The organism is Streptomyces sp. NPDC045968 (genome assembly GCF_056430475.1).
The window spans coordinates 132,985-152,035 of the sequence record NZ_JBWKLF010000001.1; the positions used below are offsets into that span (position 1 = coordinate 132,985).

Below are 19,051 nucleotides of genomic sequence, written 5' to 3' on the forward strand. Positions count from 1 at the left end.
GCCGATCGTGTTTAGGTGCCTCTTGTTCAGATCCTTATTGACACGATGTCTCATGGGGGAGCGCGACAGATGGCTGGCGGAGGTTTCTGCAGACTGCCGAACGGCACGGTGGTGGTGGCACTCACCCTGACCCACACGGCCGGGGGGACCGACCCGGCCGCGCCGGTACGGGTCCTCGTGCACGCGGTCAACCGGGCCCGCGCCCTGACCCGGCTGCGCAACCTGGGCCTGCGTGCCGTCTACCTCCGCGGGAACGCCCAGCCGCCCACTCCGGACGAGATCACCGCTGTGCTGCACCACCCGGACGGCCTGCTGTGGCGGACCTCGCCGCAGACGGGCCAGGAGCTCTGGCACCCGATCCGGGCCCTGCTGCGATCCGGCGGCGGCTACGCGGGCCCGGTCCGCCCGGCCGCCTGAGGGCTCCGGGCGGCTCAGGCGGCCGGCTGGACCACCGGCTTCCCGGTGAGCTCCACGCCCGCCGTACGGAGCTCCGACAGGGCCCTCTCGGTGGTCCCCTCGGCGACGCCGGCGGTCAGATCCAGCAGTACGTGGGTCGTGAAGCCCTCGCGGGCCGCGTCGAGCGCCGTCGCCCGGACGCAGTGGTCGGTGGCGATACCGACCACGTCGACCTCGGTGACGGAGCGGTCCCGCAGCCACTGGGCGAGACCGACCCCGTTCTCGTCGACGCCCTCGAAGCCGCTGTACGCCGCGGCGTGCGCGCCCTTGTCGAAGACGGTGTCGATGGCGCCCGAGGCGACGGCGGGGGCGAAGTTCGGGTGGAAGCCCACCCCCTCCGTACCGGCGACGCAGTGCGCCGGCCAGGAGTGCTCGAAGTCGGGCCGGTCCGAGAAGTGGTCGCCCGGGTCGACGTGGTGGTCGCGGGTGGCGACCACATGGCGGTAACCGGCCTGGGCCTCACCGATCAGGTCGGTGATGGCGGCGGCGACATCGGCGCCTCCCGCCACCGCGAGGCTGCCGCCCTCGCAGAAGTCGTTCTGAACGTCCACGACGATCAACGCGCGGTGCATGGCGGGTGTCCTTCGGTGGGGGAGTGGCGACGGGGGGAGAGGTGCGACGGGCCGGGCCGGGTGGGGATGCCATCGAGCCTAGAGACTCCCGCCCCACAATCAAGCCCGTCCGGGGGCCCCGGTGCCGGCGCGCACCCTCAATTCCTTGCGGCGGTCGGGGGCAAGCGGCGCCCGGACGGCCCGGGCACCCCTCACACGTACTCGGTGGGGATCACCGGCTCACCGCGCGACAGCTGGCCCGCCGACATCGGCAGACCCCCGCGGGCGGCGATGTGCCGGACCCGGGCGGCCTCCAGCGGCTCACGCGCGACGACCTCACCACCCCGCACCAGCTCCACCAGCAGCTGCCGGTCGGCCAGCTCCTCGGGGACCGGCCCGGTGCCGATCACCTCGGCCTCGGCCACCCCGTGCTCGTCCAGCCGGCGCGCGGCCCACTTGCGGCCGCCCACCGAGGACTTGGCCCCCAGCGACTTCTTGGCGACCGGACGCAGCGGGGCCGCGGGGTCGGCCGAGCCGGCGCGGGCGACCAGCTTGTAGACCATCGAGCAGGTCGGGTGGCCGCTGCCCGTGACCAGCTGGGTTCCCACTCCGTAGGCGTCGACCGGCGCGGCGGCGAGGGAGGCGATCGCGTACTCGTCCAGGTCGGACGTCACCACGATCTTCGTCTCGGTGGCGCCCAGCTCGTCCAGCTGCTGCCGTACCCGGTGCGCGACCAGGAGCAGGTCGCCGGAGTCGATCCGTACGGCCCCGAGCTCCGTACCCGCGATCTCCACCGCCGTACGGACCGCCTCGGTCACGTCGTACGTGTCGACCAGCAGGGTCGTGTTCCGGCCGAGGGAGTCCACCTGGGCCTGGAACGCGTCGCGCTCCGTGTCGTGGAGCAGGGTGAAGGCGTGGGCGCTCGTCCCCACGGTCGGGATGCCGTACCGGAAGCCCGCGGCCAGGTCGGACGTGGTGTCGAAGCCGCCGACGTACGCGGCGCGCGCCGACGCCACCGCGGACAGCTCGTGCGTGCGCCGGGCACCCATCTCGATCAGGCCGCGACCACCGGCCGCGGCCGACATCCGGGAGGCCGCGGCGGCGATCGCCGAGTCGTGGTTGAGGATGGAGAGGATCACCGTCTCCAGCAGCACGCACTCGGCGAAGGAGCCCTCGACCCGCAGGATCGGCGAGCCCGGGAAGTACACCTCGCCCTCCGGGTAGCCCCAGATGTCACCGCTGAAGCGGTAGTCGGCCAGCCATTCGAGTGTCGGTGCGTCGACGACGTTCCGGTCGCGGAGGAAGGTCAGCATCTCGTCGTCGAAGTGGAAGTTCTCCACCGCGTCGAGTACCCGCCCGGTGCCTCCGACCACTCCGTAGCGCCGCCCCTCGGGCAGCCGCCGGGTGAATGCCTCGAACACCGAGTGCCGGTCCGCGGTACCGGCCTTCAGTGCGGCCTGCACCATCGTGAGCTCGTACTGGTCGGTGAAGAGTGCGGTCGACGGCACACCGACCCGTCGCCCAAGGTCCGCTGAGTTCATGACACGGATGCTACCCCCTATTTCGTCAAAGTGACGAGATGTAGGGTCCGTTTGTGCGATGAGCCCTCCCGGGTGGCAGCATGGGGTAGGTGAGCGTTGCTGCCCCCGTAGAGATCGAACGTCCCGAATCGGCCGAGGAGACCTCCGTCGTCCCCGAGCCCGACGTCCCCTGGGTGACGCTGGTGCACAACGACCCGGTCAACCTCATGAGCTACGTGACCTACGTCTTCCAGGCGTACTTCGGTTACTCCAAGGACAAGGCCCACAAGCTGATGCTGGACGTCCACCAGAAGGGCCGCGCCGTCGTCTCCAGCGGGAGCCGCGAGGAGATGGAGCGCGATGTCCAGGCCATGCACGGTTACGGCCTCTGGGCGACGCTGACCCAGGACCGCAACTAGCCTCGCCGTCGACCCCGCCCCTCCTTCCGCCCCACCATCGGAGAATCCATGGCCGGCCATTTCGAGGCCACCCCCGGCGGCGGCGCGGCCGTCGCGCTCGACGAGGTCGAGATCGCCATCCTGCGCTCCCTCGCCGTCCAGCTGCTGGAACTGATCGGTCCGGGTGACGAGCCCGCCGAGGGCGAGGACCCGCTGGCCGCACTCTTCGCCGAGGGCCCCAGCGAACCGCCGTCCGACCCCGCCCTGGCCCGCCTCTTCCCCGAGGCGTACGGGGACGAGGACAAGGAGCTGCGGGAGGCGTCCGCCGAATTCCGCCGCTTCACCGAGAACGACCTGCGCTCCCGCAAGCGCGACGACGCCCTCACCGTCATCAGGACCCTGGACGCGCTCTCGCCCGTCGGGGACGGCGGCGCCGTGCTCCGGCTCACCGCCGACGAGTGCCACAACTGGCTGGGGTCCCTCAACGACCTGCGGCTCACCATCGGCACCCGTCTGGAGGTCTCCGACGAGGACGGTGGCGAGGAGGGCTCGCTGTACCGCCTTCCCGACAGCGATCCGCGCAAGCCCATGGTGATGGCCTACCTCTGGCTCGGCGCCCTCCAGGAAACGCTCGTCGAGACCCTGATGCCGTAAGGCCGCGCGTGCGGTGTGCGCCGGAGCCGGCGGTGTTCGCTCAACGGACGCTCAAATCCGAATAACGATCCCGTCACCTGAATGGCCTTTTTTGCTGCGCCTGGAAACGCTTGTCCGCTTTTTCCTGTGGTGTGTGCCACACGATGACTCCTGGGCCGCCCGGGTATGCGTGATAAATCTTCACGACCGCCCGGGGACGCCACCCCTGTCCCCGGGGGCGCTACAGGCCGGCCGAACGCCGGCGGCACTCCATCCATATCCGGGGGGATCAGGACCTGATCCGCAGCCTGCGAGGGCGCGGATCGGCGTGGAGAAAGGCGCACCACCCATGACATCGGCACAGGTCGACAACGGGCACGCGGGCCAGGAGCCCGCGCATGCCGAAACATCGGGCGAGGGATACCAGCGCGGTCTGGGAGCCCGGCAGATCCAGATGATCGCCATCGGCGGAGCCATCGGCACCGGACTCTTCCTGGGCGCGGGCAAGGCCATCGACCGGGCGGGGCCCAGCCTCATCCTGGCCTACGCCATCGCAGGCCTGGTGATCTTCTTCATCATGCGTTCCCTGGGCGAACTCCTCATGTACCGCCCGGTGTCGGGCTCCTTCTCCGAGTACGCCCGCGAATTCGTCGGCCCGTTCTTCGGGTTCGTGACCGGCTGGACGTACTGGCTGTTCTGGGTCGTCACCGGAATCACCGAGGTCACGGCCGCCGCCACCTATATGACGTACTGGTGGGACATTCCCCAGTGGCTGTCCGCGCTCGTATTCACGGTCATTCTGTACGGCGCCAACCTGATCTCCGTGAAGCTCTTCGGTGAGCTCGAATTCTGGTTCTCGATGGTCAAGGTCACCGCGATCATCGGCATGATCCTGATCTGCGCGGGCGTCCTCACGATCGGTTTCTCCGACGCCGGGGACACCGCCACCGTCGCCAATCTCTGGAACGACGGGGGCTTCTTCCCCGAGGGCATCGGCGGCACGCTGATGACCCTCCAGATCGTGATGTTCGCCTTCCTCGCCGTCGAGCTCGTCGGCGTCACCGCGGGCGAGTCCAAGGACCCGAAGACCGTCCTGCCCAAGGCCATCAACACCGTGCCGTGGCGCATCGCCGTCTTCTACGTCGGCGCGCTGATCATGATCCTCTCCGTGGTGCCGTGGAGCACGTTCAAGCCGGGCGTCTCGCCGTTCGTCGAAGCCTTCGAGCAGATGGGTCTCGGCGTCGGCGCCGCCATCGTCAACTTCGTCGTCCTCACCGCGGCGCTCTCCTCCTGCAACTCCGGCATGTACTCCACCGGCCGCATGCTCCGCGACCTGGCACTCAACGGCCAGGGCCCCAAGTCGTTCACCAAGCTGACGAAGAACGGCCTTCCGCTGGTGGGCACCACCTTCTCCGCCGCGCTGATGCTCGTCGGCGTCTGGATCAACTACCAGTGGCCGGGCGACGCGTTCAACTACGTCGTCTCCTTCGCGACCATCTCCGGCATGTGGGCCTGGATCATGATCCTGGTCTGCCAGATCCGCTACCGCGCCAAGGCCGACCGCGGTGAGCTGCCGCAGTCCACCTTCAGGGCCCCCGGCGCCCCCTTCACCAGCTGGTTCGCGCTCGCCTTCATCGGCCTCGTCATCGTCATGATGGCCGTCGACAAGGACGCCAGGATCTCGCTGTACTGCGCCCCGCTCTGGGCCCTGATCCTCGGTGTCTCCTACCTGGTGCTCAAGGCCCGCAACCCCGAGAACACCGCCTTCGTCAAGCGCTGACCCCGCCCGAAGGCCTCCCCGGACGCCCGGCCGCCCCAACGGCCCCGTCCACCATGTGGGCCCGCCCGTACCACTCCCCGGTACGCGCGGGCCCTCATGCATATCCTGAACGCCATGCTGACCCTTACCCAGGCGCTGTACGACCAGATCGTCGCGCACTCCCGAGCGGACCACCCCGACGAGGCGTGCGGCGTGGTCGCCGGCCCGGCCGGAACGGGCCGCGCCGAACGCTTCATCCCCATGCTCAACGCCGCCCGCTCGCCCACGTTCTACGAGTTCGACTCGGGCGACCTGCTGAAGCTCTACCGCGAGATGGACGACCGCGACGAGGAGCCCGTGATCATCTACCACTCGCACACGGCGACCGAGGCCTACCCCTCGCGCACCGACCTCACGTACGCCAACGAGCCCGAAGCCCACTACGTCCTGGTCTCCACCGCGGACACCGACGACGCGGGCCCCTTCCAGTTCCGCTCGTACCGCATCGTGGACGGCGAGATCACGGAGGAAGACGTCAAGGTCGTCGAGGCGTACTGACCCGTCCGTGAGCGCGGTCTGACAGACTGCACGCAGACCAACGAGGCGGCAGGAACCAGGAAGCCGGTGCGAATCCGGCACGGTCCCGCCACTGTGGCCGAACCCCCGGGAGAGTCGTCTCCCGGACGGGGAACGGAAGTCAGGAACTGGCCTGCCGCCTTCTCGCATCGACCAGGGGACGCGGAAATCCCCCGGAGAGGCCCGCCATGTCCAGGCGCACCCCCGCGCTCATAGCCGCCCTGCTGCTGCTCCCGCTCGCCCTCACCGCCTGCTCCACCGCGGACGCGAAGAACACCCCCATGGACGCGAAAGCGGCGCCGGGCTTCCCGTACACCGTCACCAACTGCGGTGTCACCACCACGTACGAGGCGCCCCCGAAGCGCGTCGTCACCATGAACCAGCACGTCACCGAAGTCATGCTGGAACTCGGCCTGGCCGACACCCTCGTCGGCACCGCCTACCTCGACGACGAGGTCCTGCCGAAGTACGCGGAGGAGTACGCGGCCACCCCGGTCCTGGCCAAGGAGTACCCCTCCTACGAGAAGCTCCTCGCCGCCGCACCCGACTTCGTCTACGGCGGCTACGCCTCCGCGTTCGCCGCGAGCGACGGCCGCAGCCGCGAGGCCCTGAAGAAGTCCGGCATCGACAGCCGCCTCAACACCGAGTACTGCGGTACGAGCGACACCGCCATGGACACCCTCTACGAGGAGGTGCGTGAGGTCGGCCGCACCTTCGGCGTCACCGACCGCGCCGAACGCTGGATCCGCGACGCGAAGGCCGCCAACGCCTCAGCGGCCGGGAAGCTCAAGGGCGTCGACCCCGTCTCCGTGTTCGTCTACGACAGCGGCGACAAGACCGCCTTCACCGCGGGCGGCAAAGGCATCGGCAACGAGATGATCACCCGGGCCGGCGGCCGGAACGTCTTCGCCGACCTCGACAAGCCCTTCGGCGACGCCTCCTGGGAGAACGTCGTCGCCCGCGAACCCGACGTCGTCCTGATCTACGACTACGGCGCCACCACAGTCGCCCAGAAGAAGAAGCGCCTCCTGGACGACCCGGCACTCGCGGACGTCCCCGCGATCAAGAACAAGCGCTTCGCCGTACTGCCGCTCTCCGACGCGGTCCTCGGCGTCCGCGCCCCCGCGGCCGTGACGGCCCTCGCCGCCCAGCTCCACCCGGAGACGGCCGCCGCACAGTGAGCTGCCGCACCCCCGACACGCGTCGGCGGCTGCGCCGCACCCTGGTCGTCGGCGTCCTCGCCGCCGTCCTCGGTGCGGCCGTCGTCGCCGCCCTCGCACTCGGCTCCGTCCGCATCCCGCCCGGCCAGGTCCTCGACATCCTCACCGGGCGGGCCGGACCGAGCCCCTTCCGTACCATCGTCCTCGACGTACGGCTGCCCCGCGTCCTGCTCGGCATCGTCGTCGGCGCCGGACTCGCCGTCATCGGCACCGTCCTCCAGGCCCTGGTCCGCAACCCGCTCGCCGACCCCTTCCTCCTCGGCGTCTCCTCCGGCGCGTCGACCGGCGCCGTCCTCGTCATCGTCCTCGGTGTCGGCGCGGGCCGCGCCACCACCGTCACCCTCCCCGCCGCCGCCTTCGCGGGCGCCCTCGGCTCACTCCTGCTCGTCTACACCCTGGCCCGCGGCGGCTCCGGCCTCACCACCAACCGGCTCGTCCTCGCCGGAGTGGCCGTCTCCTACATCCTGTCCGCGCTCACCAGCCTGATCCTGGTCACCTCCGCCCGCGCCGACCACCTCCAGGAAGTCCTCTACTGGACGCTCGGCGGCCTCGGCTCGGCCCGCTGGGACATGCTCGCCCTCCCCGCGACGGTCCTCGTCGCCGGTACGGCCCTGCTCCTCGCCATCGCCCGCCCCCTGGACCTGCTGCTCGTCGGCGAGGAGGGCGCCACCGTCCTCGGGCTCGACACCGCACGCTTCCGGGCCGCCGTCTTCGTCCTCGTATCCCTCCTCACCGGCGCCCTCGTCGCGTACAGCGGAGCGATCGGTTTCGTCGGCCTGATGGTGCCGCACATGGCCCGGATGGCCGTCGGCGCCGGACACCGCGCGCTGCTGCCCGTCGCCGCGCTCGGCGGCGCCGTCTTCCTCGTCCTGGCCGACCTCGCCGCCCGTACCGTCGCCGCACCCCAGGACATCCCCGTCGGCGTCCTCACCGCCCTCACCGGCGGCCCGTTCTTCCTCTGGATGCTGCGCCGCCGCCCCGAAGGAGCGCCCGCATGACGACCCTGCGCACCGAGGGCCTCTCGTACGGGACCGGCGAGGGCCGGCACCTCGTCGACTCCGTCGACCTGACCGCCGCACCCGGCGAGACGGTCGGCCTCGTCGGCCCCAACGGCAGCGGCAAGACGACCCTCCTCCGCTGTGTGTACGGCACCCTCCGCCCCACCCACGGCCGGGTCCTCCTGGACGGCGACGACCTCGCCACCCTCCCCGTCAAGGCCCGGGCCCGCCGGATCGCGACCGTCCCGCAGGACGGCCAGGCAGGCTTCGAGCTGACCGTCCGCGAGGTCGTCACCATGGGACGCGCCCCGCACAAGCGCTTCTGGGAAACGGACACCGCGGCCGACCACACCCTCGTCACCGAGGCCTTGGACCGCGTGGGCATCACGGCACTCGCCCCCCGTACGTTCGCCTCGCTCTCCGGCGGGGAACGCCAACGCGCCCTGGTCGCCCGCGCACTCGTCCAGCAGCCGTCACTCGTCGTCCTCGACGAACCCACCAACCACCTGGACATCCGCTACCAGTTGGAGATCCTGTCCCTCGTCCGGGACCTCGGCACGACGAACCTCCTCGCCCTGCACGACCTCAACCTCGCCGCGTACTACTGCGACCGCGTCTACGTACTCCAGGCCGGCCGGGTCGTCGCCTCCGGCACCCCTGCGGACGTCCTCACTCCGGAGCTGCTCAGCGCGGTGTACGGCGTCACGGCAGAGGTCACAAAGCACCCCACGACGGGCGCGCCGACCGTCGTCTACCTTCCCTGACGGCCCGCTCTGTCCACACAGTGAACACTTCGCATCCATCATGCGAGATCACACTCGGGTTTCCCGGGGGGGAATCGATACGATGACCGCATGGTTCTCCATGACGTGAGCGACAAGACGCCGGGCATGCTGCTCGTCGCGCGGCTGCACGTCGACCTGTGCAGGCTGTCCAGCGCGATCTGTCCCAGCCGCAGCCTGCCCGTGAGCCGCACGGTCTGAGCCGCGGCCCGAGCGCCACCCACACGCCCCACCCCCTGCGCGGGGGCAGAAACGCGCGCCCCACGCCACCTCTCCGCTTCCGACAGGAGCCCACGCCATGGCCATCGAGGTCCGCATCCCGACCATCCTCCGCACCTACACCGACGGCGCCAAGGCGGTCGAGGGCAGCGGGGCGACCGTCGCCGACCTGTTCGCCGACCTGGAGAGCCGCCACACCGGCATCCAGGAGCGCATCGTCGACGGTGGCGAGCTCCGCCGCTTCGTGAACGTGTACCTGAACGACGAAGACGTGCGTTTCCTCGACGGCATCGGGACGAAGCTGAACGACGGCGACAGCATCACCATCCTCCCGGCCGTCGCCGGCGGCATGCGCTGATGCGGTACGACTCCCCGCTGGCGGCCGTGGGCAACACGCCCCTGGTCCGCCTGCCCCGGCTGTCGCCGTCCGACGACGTACGCATCTGGGCCAAGCTGGAGGACCGCAACCCCACCGGCTCGATCAAGGACCGCCCCGCGCTCCACATGGTCGAACAGGCGGAGAAGGACGGCCGCCTGACCCCCGGCTGCACGATCCTCGAACCCACCAGCGGCAACACCGGCATCTCGCTCGCCATGGCGGCCAAGCTCAAGGGCTACCGCATCGTCTGCGTCATGCCGGAGAACACCTCGCAGGAGCGCCGCGACCTGCTCGCCATGTGGGGCGCCGAGATCATCTCGTCCCCGGCGGCGGGCGGCTCCAACACGGCCGTCCGCGTCGCCAAGGAACTCGCGGCCGAGCACCCCGACTGGGTGATGCTGTACCAGTACGGCAACCCGGACAACGCGGGCGCCCACTACGCGACGACCGGCCCGGAGATCCTCGCGGACCTCCCGTCCATCACCCACTTCGTGGCCGGCCTCGGCACGACGGGCACGCTCATGGGCGTGGGCCGCTACCTGCGCGAACAGGTCGAAGGCATCAAGATCGTCGCGGCCGAGCCGCGCTACGACGACCTCGTCTACGGCCTCCGCAATCTCGACGAGGGCTTCGTCCCCGAGCTGTACGACGCCTCGGTCCTCACCACCCGCTTCTCGGTCGGTTCGGCCGACGCGGTCACCCGCACCCGCGAACTCCTCCAGCAGGAGGGCATCTTCGCGGGCGTCTCCACGGGCGCGGCCCTGCACGCCGCGATCGGCGTCGGCAACAAGGCCGTGAAGGCCGGCGAGTCCGCCGACATCGTCTTCGTCGTGGCGGACGGCGGCTGGAAGTACCTGTCCACGGGCGTCTACACGGCCCCCACGACGGAAGCGGCCATCGAAACGCTCCAGGGCCAGCTCTGGGCGTAGCCCGTACGACTGTCCTCAAGCGCCGGACGGGCTGGAACCTCAGCCCGTCCGGCGCTTCGGCACTTCTCGGGCCCGCACCCGCACCGCCGCCTCACCGCGCCCCGCGCACCCGGGCCCACACCCCCGGGTCCACCTCGCCCACCCGTCGCCGAAACCCCCGCACCGCCACACGACGCGTCTCCTCCGGCTCCAGATAGCTCGGCCGCCCCCGCGCGTCCCCCACCGTCCCCGGCGGCAGCGTGATCACCCCGGGCCGCTCGGCGCGGTGCTTGCTGGTGATCTTGGCGACGACGGCCGTGCCACCCCGTACCGACAGCACGAGACACGGCCGGTCCTTCGACCCGGGCCCGTCCTCGTACGGCACCTCGGCCCACCAGATCTCGCCCGGCCGAGGCCCCTGCCCGGCACCGCGCCGCGGCCCCGCGGGCCGGCCCGGCGGACGGGTGCGCCCACCCGGGCGGCCCCGGCCGCCGCGCCCCCGGCCGTCCACCACCGCCACGGCCAGTGCGAGCAGGACGACCGCGGCGAGCGCCACCCACCAGGACGTGTTCATACGAACGACCGTACCGGCGCCTTCCATCGAACCGGTGACACAGCAGGTGAGTTCCCCCACAACGGCAGGCTGTGGAGGAGCGACCGGGTGTTTCGCGCCTTACGCTCGACGAACCGTTCAACGCACCGCTCACCGCACCGCAGGAACCGCACGAACCCTCCCCGTTCCCACGTCTCGGAGGTTCACGCTCCATGAAGCTCACCGTCGTCGGCTGCTCCGGCTCGTTCCCGTCCGCGGGTTCGGCTTGCTCGAGCTACCTCGTAGAGGCCGACGGCTTCCGGCTGCTCCTCGACATGGGCAACGGCGCCCTCGGCGAGCTGCAGCGCCACGTCGGTCTCTACGACCTCGACGCGATTTTCCTCAGCCACCTCCACGCCGACCACTGCATCGACATGTGCGCGTACTTCGTGGTGCGCTACTACCGGCACGACGGGGGACGCTCCGCCCCCATCCCGGTGTACGGCCCCGACGGCACCGAACAGCGGCTGACCACGGCCCACGCCGACACCCCGTCCGACCGGGCGATGAGCGAGGTCTTCGACTTCCACACGCTCAAGTCGGGGTCGTTCGAGATAGGCCCCTTCTCGGTGCGTACGGAACAGCTCTGCCACCCCGTCGAAACCTTCGGCATCCGGGTCGAGCACGGCGGCCGGACGCTCACCTACTCCGGTGACACCGGCCCCTGTGAGGCCCTGGACGAACTCGCCGCGGGCGCGGACCTCTTCCTGTGCGAGGCGTCGTTCGTCGACGGCAAGGAAGACATCCCGGATCTTCACCTCAATGGCCGCGAGGCGGGCGAGCACGCCGCGCGCGCCGGAGCCGGACGCCTCGTGCTCACGCACATCCCGCCGTGGACGGACGCCACCCGCAACGTGGCCGACGCCCGCGAGGCGTACGACGGCCCGGTCGAGCTGGCGGCCCCGGGCGCGGTGTACGAGGTCTAGGGTCCGGCGGCCGGACACGCCGAAGCCCCCGTCCCTCCTGCGGGAGGGGCGGGGGCTTCGGCGTCGTCGTACGGGCGGGGCCTACTTGGCCTCGGCCTTCTGGAGCTCGGCGAGCTCCTCGTCGGACTCGCGGCCCGGCGTCGGAAGGTTGAACTTGGTGATCGCGAAGCGGAAGACCACGTAGTAGACCACCGCGAAGCAGAGGCCGACCAGAACCAGCATCCAGGGCTTCGTGGCGATACCGAGGTTCAGGGCGAAGTCGACCAGGCCGGCCGAGAAGCCGAAGCCGTCCTTCATGCCGAGTGCCCAGGTCAGGGCCATGGAGACACCGGTGAGCACCGCGTGGATCGCGTACAGAACCGGGGCGATGAACATGAAGGTGAACTCGATCGGCTCGGTGACACCCGTGACGAACGAGGTGAGCGCGAGGGAGAACATCATGCCGCCGACGACCTTGCGGCGCTCGGGACGCGCACAGTGGACGATCGCGAGGCAGGCCGCCGGGAGGGCGAACATCATGATCGGGAAGAAGCCGGTCATGAACTGTCCGGCCTGCGGGTCACCGGCCAGGAAGCGGGCGATGTCGCCGTGGGCGCCGTCGTACTCGCCGGCCTGGAACCACGGGAAGGAGTTCAGCAGGTGGTGCATGCCGACCGGGATCAGCGCACGGTTCGCGACACCGAAGATGCCCGCGCCGACGGCCCCGGAACCGACCAGCCACTCACCGAAGTTGTGCAGACCCGCACCGAGGACCGGCCAGATGAGGCCGAAGACGATGCCGATGAGCAGACCCGCGAAGGCGGACAGGATCGGGACGAGACGACGGCCGCTGAAGAAGCCCGCCCAGTCGGGCAGCTTCGTCCGGTAGAACTTCTGGTACAGCAGGGCCACGACTATGCCGATCACGACACCGCCGAGCACACCGGCGTTGACCGGGGCTTCGTTCATGACGATCTTGCCGTCGACGACCGAGGCGACCTTCGGCAGGTTGCTGTCGGTGAAGGTGGCGAGGACCTTCTGGAAGACCAGGTAGCCGGTGACCGCCGCGAGCGCGGTCGATCCGTCCGACTTCTTCGCGAAACCGATCGCGATGCCGACGGCGAACAGCAGCGCCATGTTGTCGAGAATGGCGCCGCCGCCCGCGGCCATGTAACCGGCGAGCTTCGTGATGACGGTCGGGAACGAGTCGCGGCCCAGCATGTCGGTGTTGCCGAGCCGGACGAGCAGGGCAGCTGCGGGCAGCACCGCGACCGGCAGCATGAGGCTGCGGCCGATGCGCTGCATGACAGCCATCGCGCCGGCGCCCTTCTTCTTGGTGACCGCGGGTGCGGTGCCAGCCGTGGACATCAACTTCCTCCATTGGGCAAGGCGCCGCCCAGGTCATGAATGCGAGGAGGCGGCGACTCGAGAAACGCGGCGGGTCAGTGCCGCGTGGTCTGGACCACTCAGTGGTGTAGACCAGTTTTAGCACGGTGAACGTTAGATAAGGAACCTGCGAATTCCCTCTGATCGGAAGTAGTTCGTCCGGCACCCTCCGTGACATGACGAAGGCCCCCGGACCATGCGGTCCGGGGGCCTTCGTGGGGCCGGGTGAAGCCGTGCGCGGCCTACTTCGTGAGATTCTTCTCGATCTCCTCCTCGACCTCGTCGGGCTCGCGCCCAGGGGTCTGGAGATCGAACTTCGTGATGGCGAACCGGAAGATCGCGTAGTACACCACCGCGAAGGCCAGGCCGATCGGGATGATCAGCCAGGGCTTGGTCGCCAGGCTCCAGTTGATGACGTAGTCGATCAGGCCCGCCGAGAAGCTGAAGCCGTCCTTCACCCCGAACGCCCAGGTCACCGCCATCGAGACACCGGTGAGCACCGCGTGGATCGCGTACAGCAGGGGCGCGACGAAGAGGAACGAGTACTCGATCGGTTCGGTGATGCCCGTCACGAACGACGTCAGGCCGACCGAGACCATCATGCCGCCGACCGCCTTGCGCCGGTGCGGCTTCGCGCAGTGGTAGATCGCCAGCGCCGCGGCCGGCAGCGCGAACATCATGATCGGGAAGAACCCAGTGGTGAACTGGCCCGCCGTCGGGTCGCCCGCCAGGAAGCGGTTGATGTCACCGTGCACGATCGTGCCGTCCGGCTTGGTGTAGTCACCGAACTGGAACCAGACGAACGTGTTGAGGAACTGGTGGAGGCCGAACACCAGCAGCGCGCGGTTGGCGATACCGAAGATGCCGGAGCCCAGCCAGTTCAGGTCCACCAGCCACTCGGAGAAGCTGACCAGCGCGTCGCCGACGGGCTGCCACAGCCACGCGCAGAGGGCCGCGAAGAGCAGGCCGACGAAGGCCATGATGATCGGGACGAGCCGGCGGCCGTTGAAGAAGCCCAGCCAGTCGACCAGCTTGACCCGGTGGAAGCGCTGCCAGAACCAGGCCGACATCAGGCCCATCACGATGCCGCCGAACACGCCGGGATTCTGGTACGCGGCCGGAGTCACCGTTGCGTCTCCGTCGACGCAGGTGCCGAACCACGTGCCGCCCGACGTGAACGTCGAACCCTCGGCGCAGTCCACCGGGAAGGCGTGCAGCACCGCGTAATAGACGAGGAAGCCGGTCACGGCCGCCAGTGCCGTCGAACCGTCCGACTTCTTCGCCATGCCGATGGCGACACCGACGCAGAAGAGCAGGGGCAGACCCAGTCCGGAATCGAGCAGCGCGCCACCCGCGGCCGCGAACACCTTGGCGACGTTCGTCCAGCCCAGGCCGTCGTCGCCGAAGACGTCCGGCTGACCGAGCCGGTTGAGGATGCCCGCGGCCGGAAGAACCGCGATCGGCAACTGGAGGCTGCGGCCCATCTTCTGCAGTCCTTGGAAGAGGCCGTTCCACCACTTCCGTTCTGGCACTGCTGCGCTGCTGGAGCTCATCGGCATCCTCCCGGAACACGCCTGGTTTGGCGGTTGTTGCAAACTGGTGTAGACCAGTCGCGGTACGGTGCGGAGCCCGCTCGCAGGACAGGGCGCCGGTGATCGTCATCATTCGTGATCAGCCGGATACGTGCCTGCGAAGTTGGGCCAACCGTGCGTTACCGTGACGAAACGGACCCATGGTGGGCCGCTCACAGCACGCAAAGACCAGGGAGTAGGACATGGCCAGCAAGGCTGAGAAGATCGTCGCCGGGCTCGGCGGTATCGAGAACATCGACGAGATCGAAGGCTGCATCACCCGCCTCCGTACCGAGGTCCACGACCCCAGCAAGGTCGACGAAGCCGCGCTCAAGGCCGCCGGAGCCCACGGCGTCGTCAAGATGGGCACCGCGATCCAGGTCGTCATCGGCACCGACGCCGACCCCATCGCCGCCGACATCGAAGACATGATGTGACCCGCTGACACCGGCTCACCCCACCGGCCGCCGCCCCCTGCCCCCAGGGATCGGCGGCCGGTCCCGTGCGTACGCGTACGACCATTAGGCTTCCCCCATGTCTCGCATCGACGGCCGCACCCCCGAACAGCTCCGCCCCGTCACCATCGAACGCGGATGGAGCAAGCACGCCGAAGGGTCGGTACTCATCTCCTTCGGCGACACCAAGGTCTTCTGCACCGCCTCCGTCACCGAAGGCGTCCCGCGCTGGCGCAAGGGCAGCGGCGAGGGCTGGGTCACCGCCGAGTACTCGATGCTGCCGCGCTCGACCAACACCCGCGGCGACCGCGAATCCGTACGCGGCAAGATCGGCGGCCGCACCCACGAGATCAGCCGGCTCATCGGCCGCTCCCTGCGCGCCGTCATCGACTACAAGGCACTCGGCGAGAACACCGTCGTCCTGGACTGCGACGTCCTCCAGGCCGACGGCGGCACCCGCACGGCGGCCATCACCGGCGCCTACGTCGCCCTCGCCGACGCGATCGCCTGGGCCCAGACCAAGAAGATCGTCAAGGCCGGCCGCAAGCCGCTGACCGGCACCGTCTCCGCCATCAGCGTCGGCATCGTCGACGGCACGCCCCTCCTCGACCTCTGCTACGAGGAGGACGTGCGCGCCGACACCGACATGAACGTCGTCTGCACCGGCGACGGCCGCTTCGTCGAGGTCCAGGGCACCGCCGAGGCCGAGCCCTTCGACCGCAAGGAACTGAACGCGCTCCTCGACCTCGCCACCGCGGGCTGCGAGAACCTCACCGCGATCCAGCTCGAAGCCCTCGCCCGCACCCTCGGCGAGTAAAGAAGCAACCAAGAACGCACCGCACAGCGTCGTTACGAGTACGGGCGCACGGGTCGAACCGTGCGCCCGTCCGCGTATCAACCCCCGGGGAGGGACCGCACCATGGCCACGCGCCACCACCGTCACCACCGCATCGCACTCGCCGTCACGGCCACCCTGCTGACCCTCACCACGGCCGTCGGCTGCAGCGCCCTCGACAAGGCACTCGACTGCGTCCAGACCGCCGACGCGATAGCCACCAGCGTCAACAAGCTCCAGCAGGCCGTCTCCACCGCCGCCGACGACCCGACGCAGGCGTCCGAAGCCCTGGACGAGATCGACAAGGAGCTGAAGAACCTCGGCGGCAAGACCGACGACGCCGACCTCAGCAAGGCCGTCGACGACCTCCAGGCCGGCGTCACCAACGTCCGCGGCTCCATCGAGTCCGGCGACGCCACCCCCGACATCACCCCGGTCACCGACGCCGCCACCGAGATCGGCAAGGTCTGCACCCCCTAGGGCACCGCTCCGCCCGGCGATAATCGGGACATGACCCGCCTCATCCTCGCCACCCGCAACGCCGGGAAGATCACCGAGCTCCGCGCGATCCTCGCCGACGCAGGCCTCACCCACGACCTCGTCGGCGCGGACGCGTACCCCGACATCCCCGACGTCAGGGAAACCGGCGTCACCTTCGCGGAGAACGCCCTCCTCAAGGCCCACGCCCTCGCCCGCGCCACCGGCCACCCGGCCATCGCCGACGACTCCGGCCTCTGCGTCGACGTACTCGGCGGCGCCCCCGGCATCTTCTCCGCCCGCTGGGCCGGCACCCACGGCGACGACAAGGCCAACCTGGACCTGCTCCTGGCCCAACTCGCCGACATCGACGCCCCCCACCGCACCGCGTACTTCGCCTGCGCGGCAGCCCTGGCCCTCCCCGACGGCACGGAACGCGTGGTCGAAGGCCGCCTCCTGGGCACCCTGCGCCACACCCCGTCCGGCATGAACGGCTTCGGCTACGACCCGGTCCTCCAGCCGGACGGCGAGACGCGCACGTGCGCGGAACTGACCCCGTCGGAGAAGAACGCGATCAGCCACCGAGGCAAGGCGTTCAGGGCGCTGGTGCCGGTGGTGCGGGAGTTGGTGGGCTGAGCCATGCGTAAGGGCCGCCCCGGTTGCCGGGACGGCCCTTCCTGGGTGCGGCTGGTGGGACTCGAACCCACATGGGATTGCTCCCAGGTGCCCCTAAAACACCCGCTTATACCATTCAGCAACAGCCGCGCGCTGCCCGTCATGCTACAAGACGAGCAGTCAGCGGAACATGAGGCAGTCGCTGAGAGGCTTTCGCTCGGCGCCCCCGAGAGGGCGCTGGGTCAGAACTTCGGGTCCGGGCTCTGGGCGTGGCAGAGTTCCGCCGCTTCCTCGTCCGTTTCCACCGACGGCGGGGAGCCCGCCAACGGCTTGTTGGCCGTCTCCTTCATGCAGGCCACCGCGATCACGCCGACCAGTGCCGCGGCCATCGAGTAGTACGCCGGCATCAGGTTCGAGCCGCTCCAGCTGATCAGGGCCGTGATCACCAGCGGAGTCGTACCGCCGAAGATCGACGCGGAGATGTTGTAGCCGACCGACAGGGACCCGTAGCGGACGTTCGTCGGGAACAGGGCCGGGAGCGCCGCGGACATCGTGCCCAGCATGCAGACCAGGGAGAGGCCGAGCATCAGCATGCCGATGGTGATCGCGGGGATGCTGCCCTGGCGGATCAGGAGGAAGGCCGGCAGGGAGAGGAACAGGAAGCCGAGCATGCCCGTCATCAGCAGCGGTTTGCGGCCGAAGCGGTCGGAGAGCTTGCCGAACTGGCTGATGACCACCATCAGGAAGAGCATGACGGCGAGCAGGATGAGCAGGCCGTGGGTCTCGCTGTAGCCGAGTTCGTCGGAGAGGTACGTCGGCATGTACGACAGCAGCATGTAATCGGTGATGTTGTACGCGCCGACCAGGCAGACGCAGAGGATCAGCGTCGGCCAGTACTGCCGGAAGATCTTGGCGAGGTCGCCCTTCGCCGTGGTCTCGACGCCGTCGGCCGCCTCCGTGGCGTGGGCGGTGCCGCCCTCCAGCTTCTGGAACGCGGGCGTCTCGTCCAGACGCAGTCGCAGGTAGAGGCCGACGAGGCCGAGGGGGCCCGCGACGAGGAAGGGGACGCGCCAGCCCCAGGACTCCATCTGGGTGGTGTCGAGGAGGGCGTAGAGGGCGGTGACGAGCCCGGCCGCGCCGACGTAACCGGCGAGCGTGCCGAATTCGAGGAAGCTGCCGAAGAAGCCGCGGCGCTTGTCGGGGGCGTACTCCGCGATGAACGTGGACGCGCCGCCGTACTCACCACCGGTGGAGAAGCCCTGGAGCATCCGGAAGAGGATCAGCAGGACGGGGGCCCAGACGCCGATGGTGTCGTGGGAGGGGATGAGCCCGATGGCGAAGGTGCCGATCGCCATCAGGATCATCGTGAGGGCGAGGACCTTCTTCCGGCCGATCTTGTCGCCCATCGGTCCGAAGAACATCCCGCCGAGCGGCCGTACGAGGAAGGCCACCGCGAAGGTCGCGAAGGAGGAGAGGAGCTGGGTGGTGTCGTTCCCGGACGGGAAGAAGACATGCCCGAGGGTGACGGCCAGGTAGGAGTAGATACCGAAGTCGAACCACTCCATGGCGTTGCCGAGCGACGCCGCCTTCACCGCCCGCTTCACTGCCTTGTCGTCGGTGACGGTGATGTCGGTCCGACGCAGCTTGGGGTTCTGACGCTTCCGGATGGCACGGAAGAGGGTGGGGTGGCGTTTGACCGCTTCTGGGTCGGCCCCCTGATGGGGGTCGGAGGCCGCCATGGCCGGTTCCTTTCCTCGGAAGACGTTTCCAGGACAGGCTTCTGTTCGGTCATGGCAGCCGCAAACCGACTCACCGG

General features: G+C 69.5%; 22 protein-coding genes, 1 tRNA gene and 1 riboswitch. Of the genes, 16 read left to right on the forward strand and 7 right to left on the reverse strand.

What is annotated here, in order from left to right:
- The first annotated feature begins 69 nt into the window (after positions 1-69).
- Positions 70-417, forward strand: a complete 348-nt coding sequence (locus tag AC07FA_RS00530) for a hypothetical protein (protein ID WP_479072481.1) — start codon at positions 70-72, stop codon at positions 415-417.
- 14 nt (positions 418-431) lie between these two features.
- On the opposite strand, the gene AC07FA_RS00535 is transcribed toward AC07FA_RS00530, so the two are convergent.
- The gene (locus AC07FA_RS00535) at positions 432-1,028 is read right to left on the reverse strand and encodes an isochorismatase family protein (RefSeq protein WP_479072482.1); all 597 of its coding nucleotides are present in this window, start codon (positions 1,026-1,028) and stop codon (positions 432-434) included.
- A gap of 191 nt (positions 1,029-1,219) precedes the next feature.
- Positions 1,220-2,548, reverse strand: a complete 1,329-nt coding sequence (locus AC07FA_RS00540) for a nicotinate phosphoribosyltransferase (RefSeq protein ID WP_479072483.1) — start codon at positions 2,546-2,548, stop codon at positions 1,220-1,222.
- An 89-nt stretch (positions 2,549-2,637) separates the two neighbouring features.
- On the opposite strand from AC07FA_RS00540, the gene clpS reads away from it, so the two are divergent.
- The 10 genes from clpS (at position 2,638) to AC07FA_RS00590 (ending at position 10,420) form a co-directional block, all read left to right on the forward strand.
- A complete protein-coding gene (clpS, locus tag AC07FA_RS00545) occupies positions 2,638-2,946 on the forward strand; it encodes an ATP-dependent Clp protease adapter ClpS (protein ID WP_185300569.1) in 309 nt (102 codons plus the stop codon).
- A gap of 48 nt (positions 2,947-2,994) precedes the next feature.
- Positions 2,995-3,579, forward strand: coding sequence for a DUF2017 domain-containing protein (locus AC07FA_RS00550; RefSeq protein ID WP_479072484.1), 585 nt, complete (start codon positions 2,995-2,997; stop codon positions 3,577-3,579).
- A gap of 328 nt (positions 3,580-3,907) precedes the next feature.
- Positions 3,908-5,338 (forward strand): amino acid permease, encoded by a 1,431-nt coding sequence (locus AC07FA_RS00555; RefSeq protein ID WP_479072485.1) that lies wholly within the window; start codon positions 3,908-3,910, stop codon positions 5,336-5,338.
- A 114-nt stretch (positions 5,339-5,452) separates the two neighbouring features.
- Positions 5,453-5,875, forward strand: coding sequence for a M67 family metallopeptidase (locus AC07FA_RS00560; protein WP_479072486.1), 423 nt, complete (start codon positions 5,453-5,455; stop codon positions 5,873-5,875).
- A gap of 13 nt (positions 5,876-5,888) precedes the next feature.
- Positions 5,889-6,044, forward strand: a riboswitch (cobalamin riboswitch).
- A gap of 37 nt (positions 6,045-6,081) precedes the next feature.
- Positions 6,082-7,074 carry an ABC transporter substrate-binding protein gene (locus tag AC07FA_RS00565; protein ID WP_479072487.1) on the forward strand — a complete coding sequence of 331 codons (993 nt, stop codon included), beginning with the start codon at positions 6,082-6,084 and terminating at the stop codon, positions 7,072-7,074.
- A complete protein-coding gene (locus tag AC07FA_RS00570) occupies positions 7,071-8,111 on the forward strand; it encodes a FecCD family ABC transporter permease (protein ID WP_479072488.1) in 1,041 nt (346 codons plus the stop codon). Before AC07FA_RS00565 ends, AC07FA_RS00570 begins: the two co-directional genes overlap by 4 nt.
- Positions 8,108-8,875, forward strand: coding sequence for an ABC transporter ATP-binding protein (locus AC07FA_RS00575; protein ID WP_479072489.1), 768 nt, complete (start codon positions 8,108-8,110; stop codon positions 8,873-8,875). The genes AC07FA_RS00570 and AC07FA_RS00575 overlap by 4 nt, the downstream gene beginning before the upstream one ends.
- Positions 8,876-8,965: 90 nt before the next feature.
- Complete coding sequence (locus AC07FA_RS00580) at positions 8,966-9,094, forward strand: putative leader peptide (RefSeq protein WP_479072490.1); 129 nt, start codon at positions 8,966-8,968, stop codon at positions 9,092-9,094.
- A gap of 97 nt (positions 9,095-9,191) precedes the next feature.
- Positions 9,192-9,470 (forward strand): MoaD/ThiS family protein, encoded by a 279-nt coding sequence (locus tag AC07FA_RS00585; protein ID WP_479072491.1) that lies wholly within the window; start codon positions 9,192-9,194, stop codon positions 9,468-9,470.
- On the forward strand, positions 9,470-10,420 hold the full coding sequence (locus AC07FA_RS00590) for a PLP-dependent cysteine synthase family protein (protein ID WP_479072492.1): 951 nt from the start codon (positions 9,470-9,472) through the stop codon (positions 10,418-10,420). Before AC07FA_RS00585 ends, AC07FA_RS00590 begins: the two co-directional genes overlap by 1 nt.
- A gap of 91 nt (positions 10,421-10,511) precedes the next feature.
- On the opposite strand, the gene AC07FA_RS00595 is transcribed toward AC07FA_RS00590, so the two are convergent.
- On the reverse strand, positions 10,512-10,973 hold the full coding sequence (locus AC07FA_RS00595) for a type II toxin-antitoxin system PemK/MazF family toxin (RefSeq protein ID WP_479072493.1): 462 nt from the start codon (positions 10,971-10,973) through the stop codon (positions 10,512-10,514).
- A gap of 191 nt (positions 10,974-11,164) precedes the next feature.
- On the opposite strand from AC07FA_RS00595, the gene AC07FA_RS00600 reads away from it, so the two are divergent.
- Positions 11,165-11,917 (forward strand): MBL fold metallo-hydrolase, encoded by a 753-nt coding sequence (locus AC07FA_RS00600; protein WP_479072494.1) that lies wholly within the window; start codon positions 11,165-11,167, stop codon positions 11,915-11,917.
- A gap of 81 nt (positions 11,918-11,998) precedes the next feature.
- Here the strand turns inward: AC07FA_RS00600 and AC07FA_RS00605 are convergent, their stop codons facing one another.
- On the reverse strand, positions 11,999-13,264 hold the full coding sequence (locus tag AC07FA_RS00605) for a PTS transporter subunit EIIC (protein WP_479072495.1): 1,266 nt from the start codon (positions 13,262-13,264) through the stop codon (positions 11,999-12,001).
- A gap of 260 nt (positions 13,265-13,524) precedes the next feature.
- Positions 13,525-14,835, reverse strand: coding sequence for a PTS transporter subunit EIIC (locus AC07FA_RS00610; protein WP_479072496.1), 1,311 nt, complete (start codon positions 14,833-14,835; stop codon positions 13,525-13,527).
- Between the two features lie 221 nt (positions 14,836-15,056).
- Between AC07FA_RS00610 and AC07FA_RS00615 the strand changes: the two genes are divergently transcribed.
- The 4 genes from AC07FA_RS00615 (at position 15,057) to rdgB (ending at position 17,256) form a co-directional block, all read left to right on the forward strand.
- Positions 15,057-15,290: a PTS sugar transporter subunit IIB gene (locus AC07FA_RS00615; protein ID WP_014156020.1), complete on the forward strand. Its 234-nt coding sequence runs from the start codon at positions 15,057-15,059 to the stop codon at positions 15,288-15,290.
- Positions 15,291-15,387: 97 nt separating this feature from the next.
- Complete coding sequence (gene rph, locus AC07FA_RS00620) at positions 15,388-16,125, forward strand: ribonuclease PH (RefSeq protein ID WP_479072497.1); 738 nt, start codon at positions 15,388-15,390, stop codon at positions 16,123-16,125.
- A gap of 102 nt (positions 16,126-16,227) precedes the next feature.
- Positions 16,228-16,623, forward strand: a complete 396-nt coding sequence (locus AC07FA_RS00625; RefSeq protein WP_479072498.1) for a hypothetical protein — start codon at positions 16,228-16,230, stop codon at positions 16,621-16,623.
- Between the two features lie 30 nt (positions 16,624-16,653).
- Positions 16,654-17,256: an RdgB/HAM1 family non-canonical purine NTP pyrophosphatase gene (rdgB, locus tag AC07FA_RS00630; protein WP_479072499.1), complete on the forward strand. Its 603-nt coding sequence runs from the start codon at positions 16,654-16,656 to the stop codon at positions 17,254-17,256.
- 46 nt (positions 17,257-17,302) lie between these two features.
- Here rdgB and AC07FA_RS00635 read toward each other — a convergent pair.
- Positions 17,303-17,385, reverse strand: a tRNA-Leu gene (locus tag AC07FA_RS00635).
- A gap of 92 nt (positions 17,386-17,477) precedes the next feature.
- A complete protein-coding gene (gene proP, locus AC07FA_RS00640) occupies positions 17,478-18,974 on the reverse strand; it encodes a glycine betaine/L-proline transporter ProP (protein WP_479072500.1) in 1,497 nt (498 codons plus the stop codon).
- Positions 18,975-19,051: the final 77 nt, after the last annotated feature.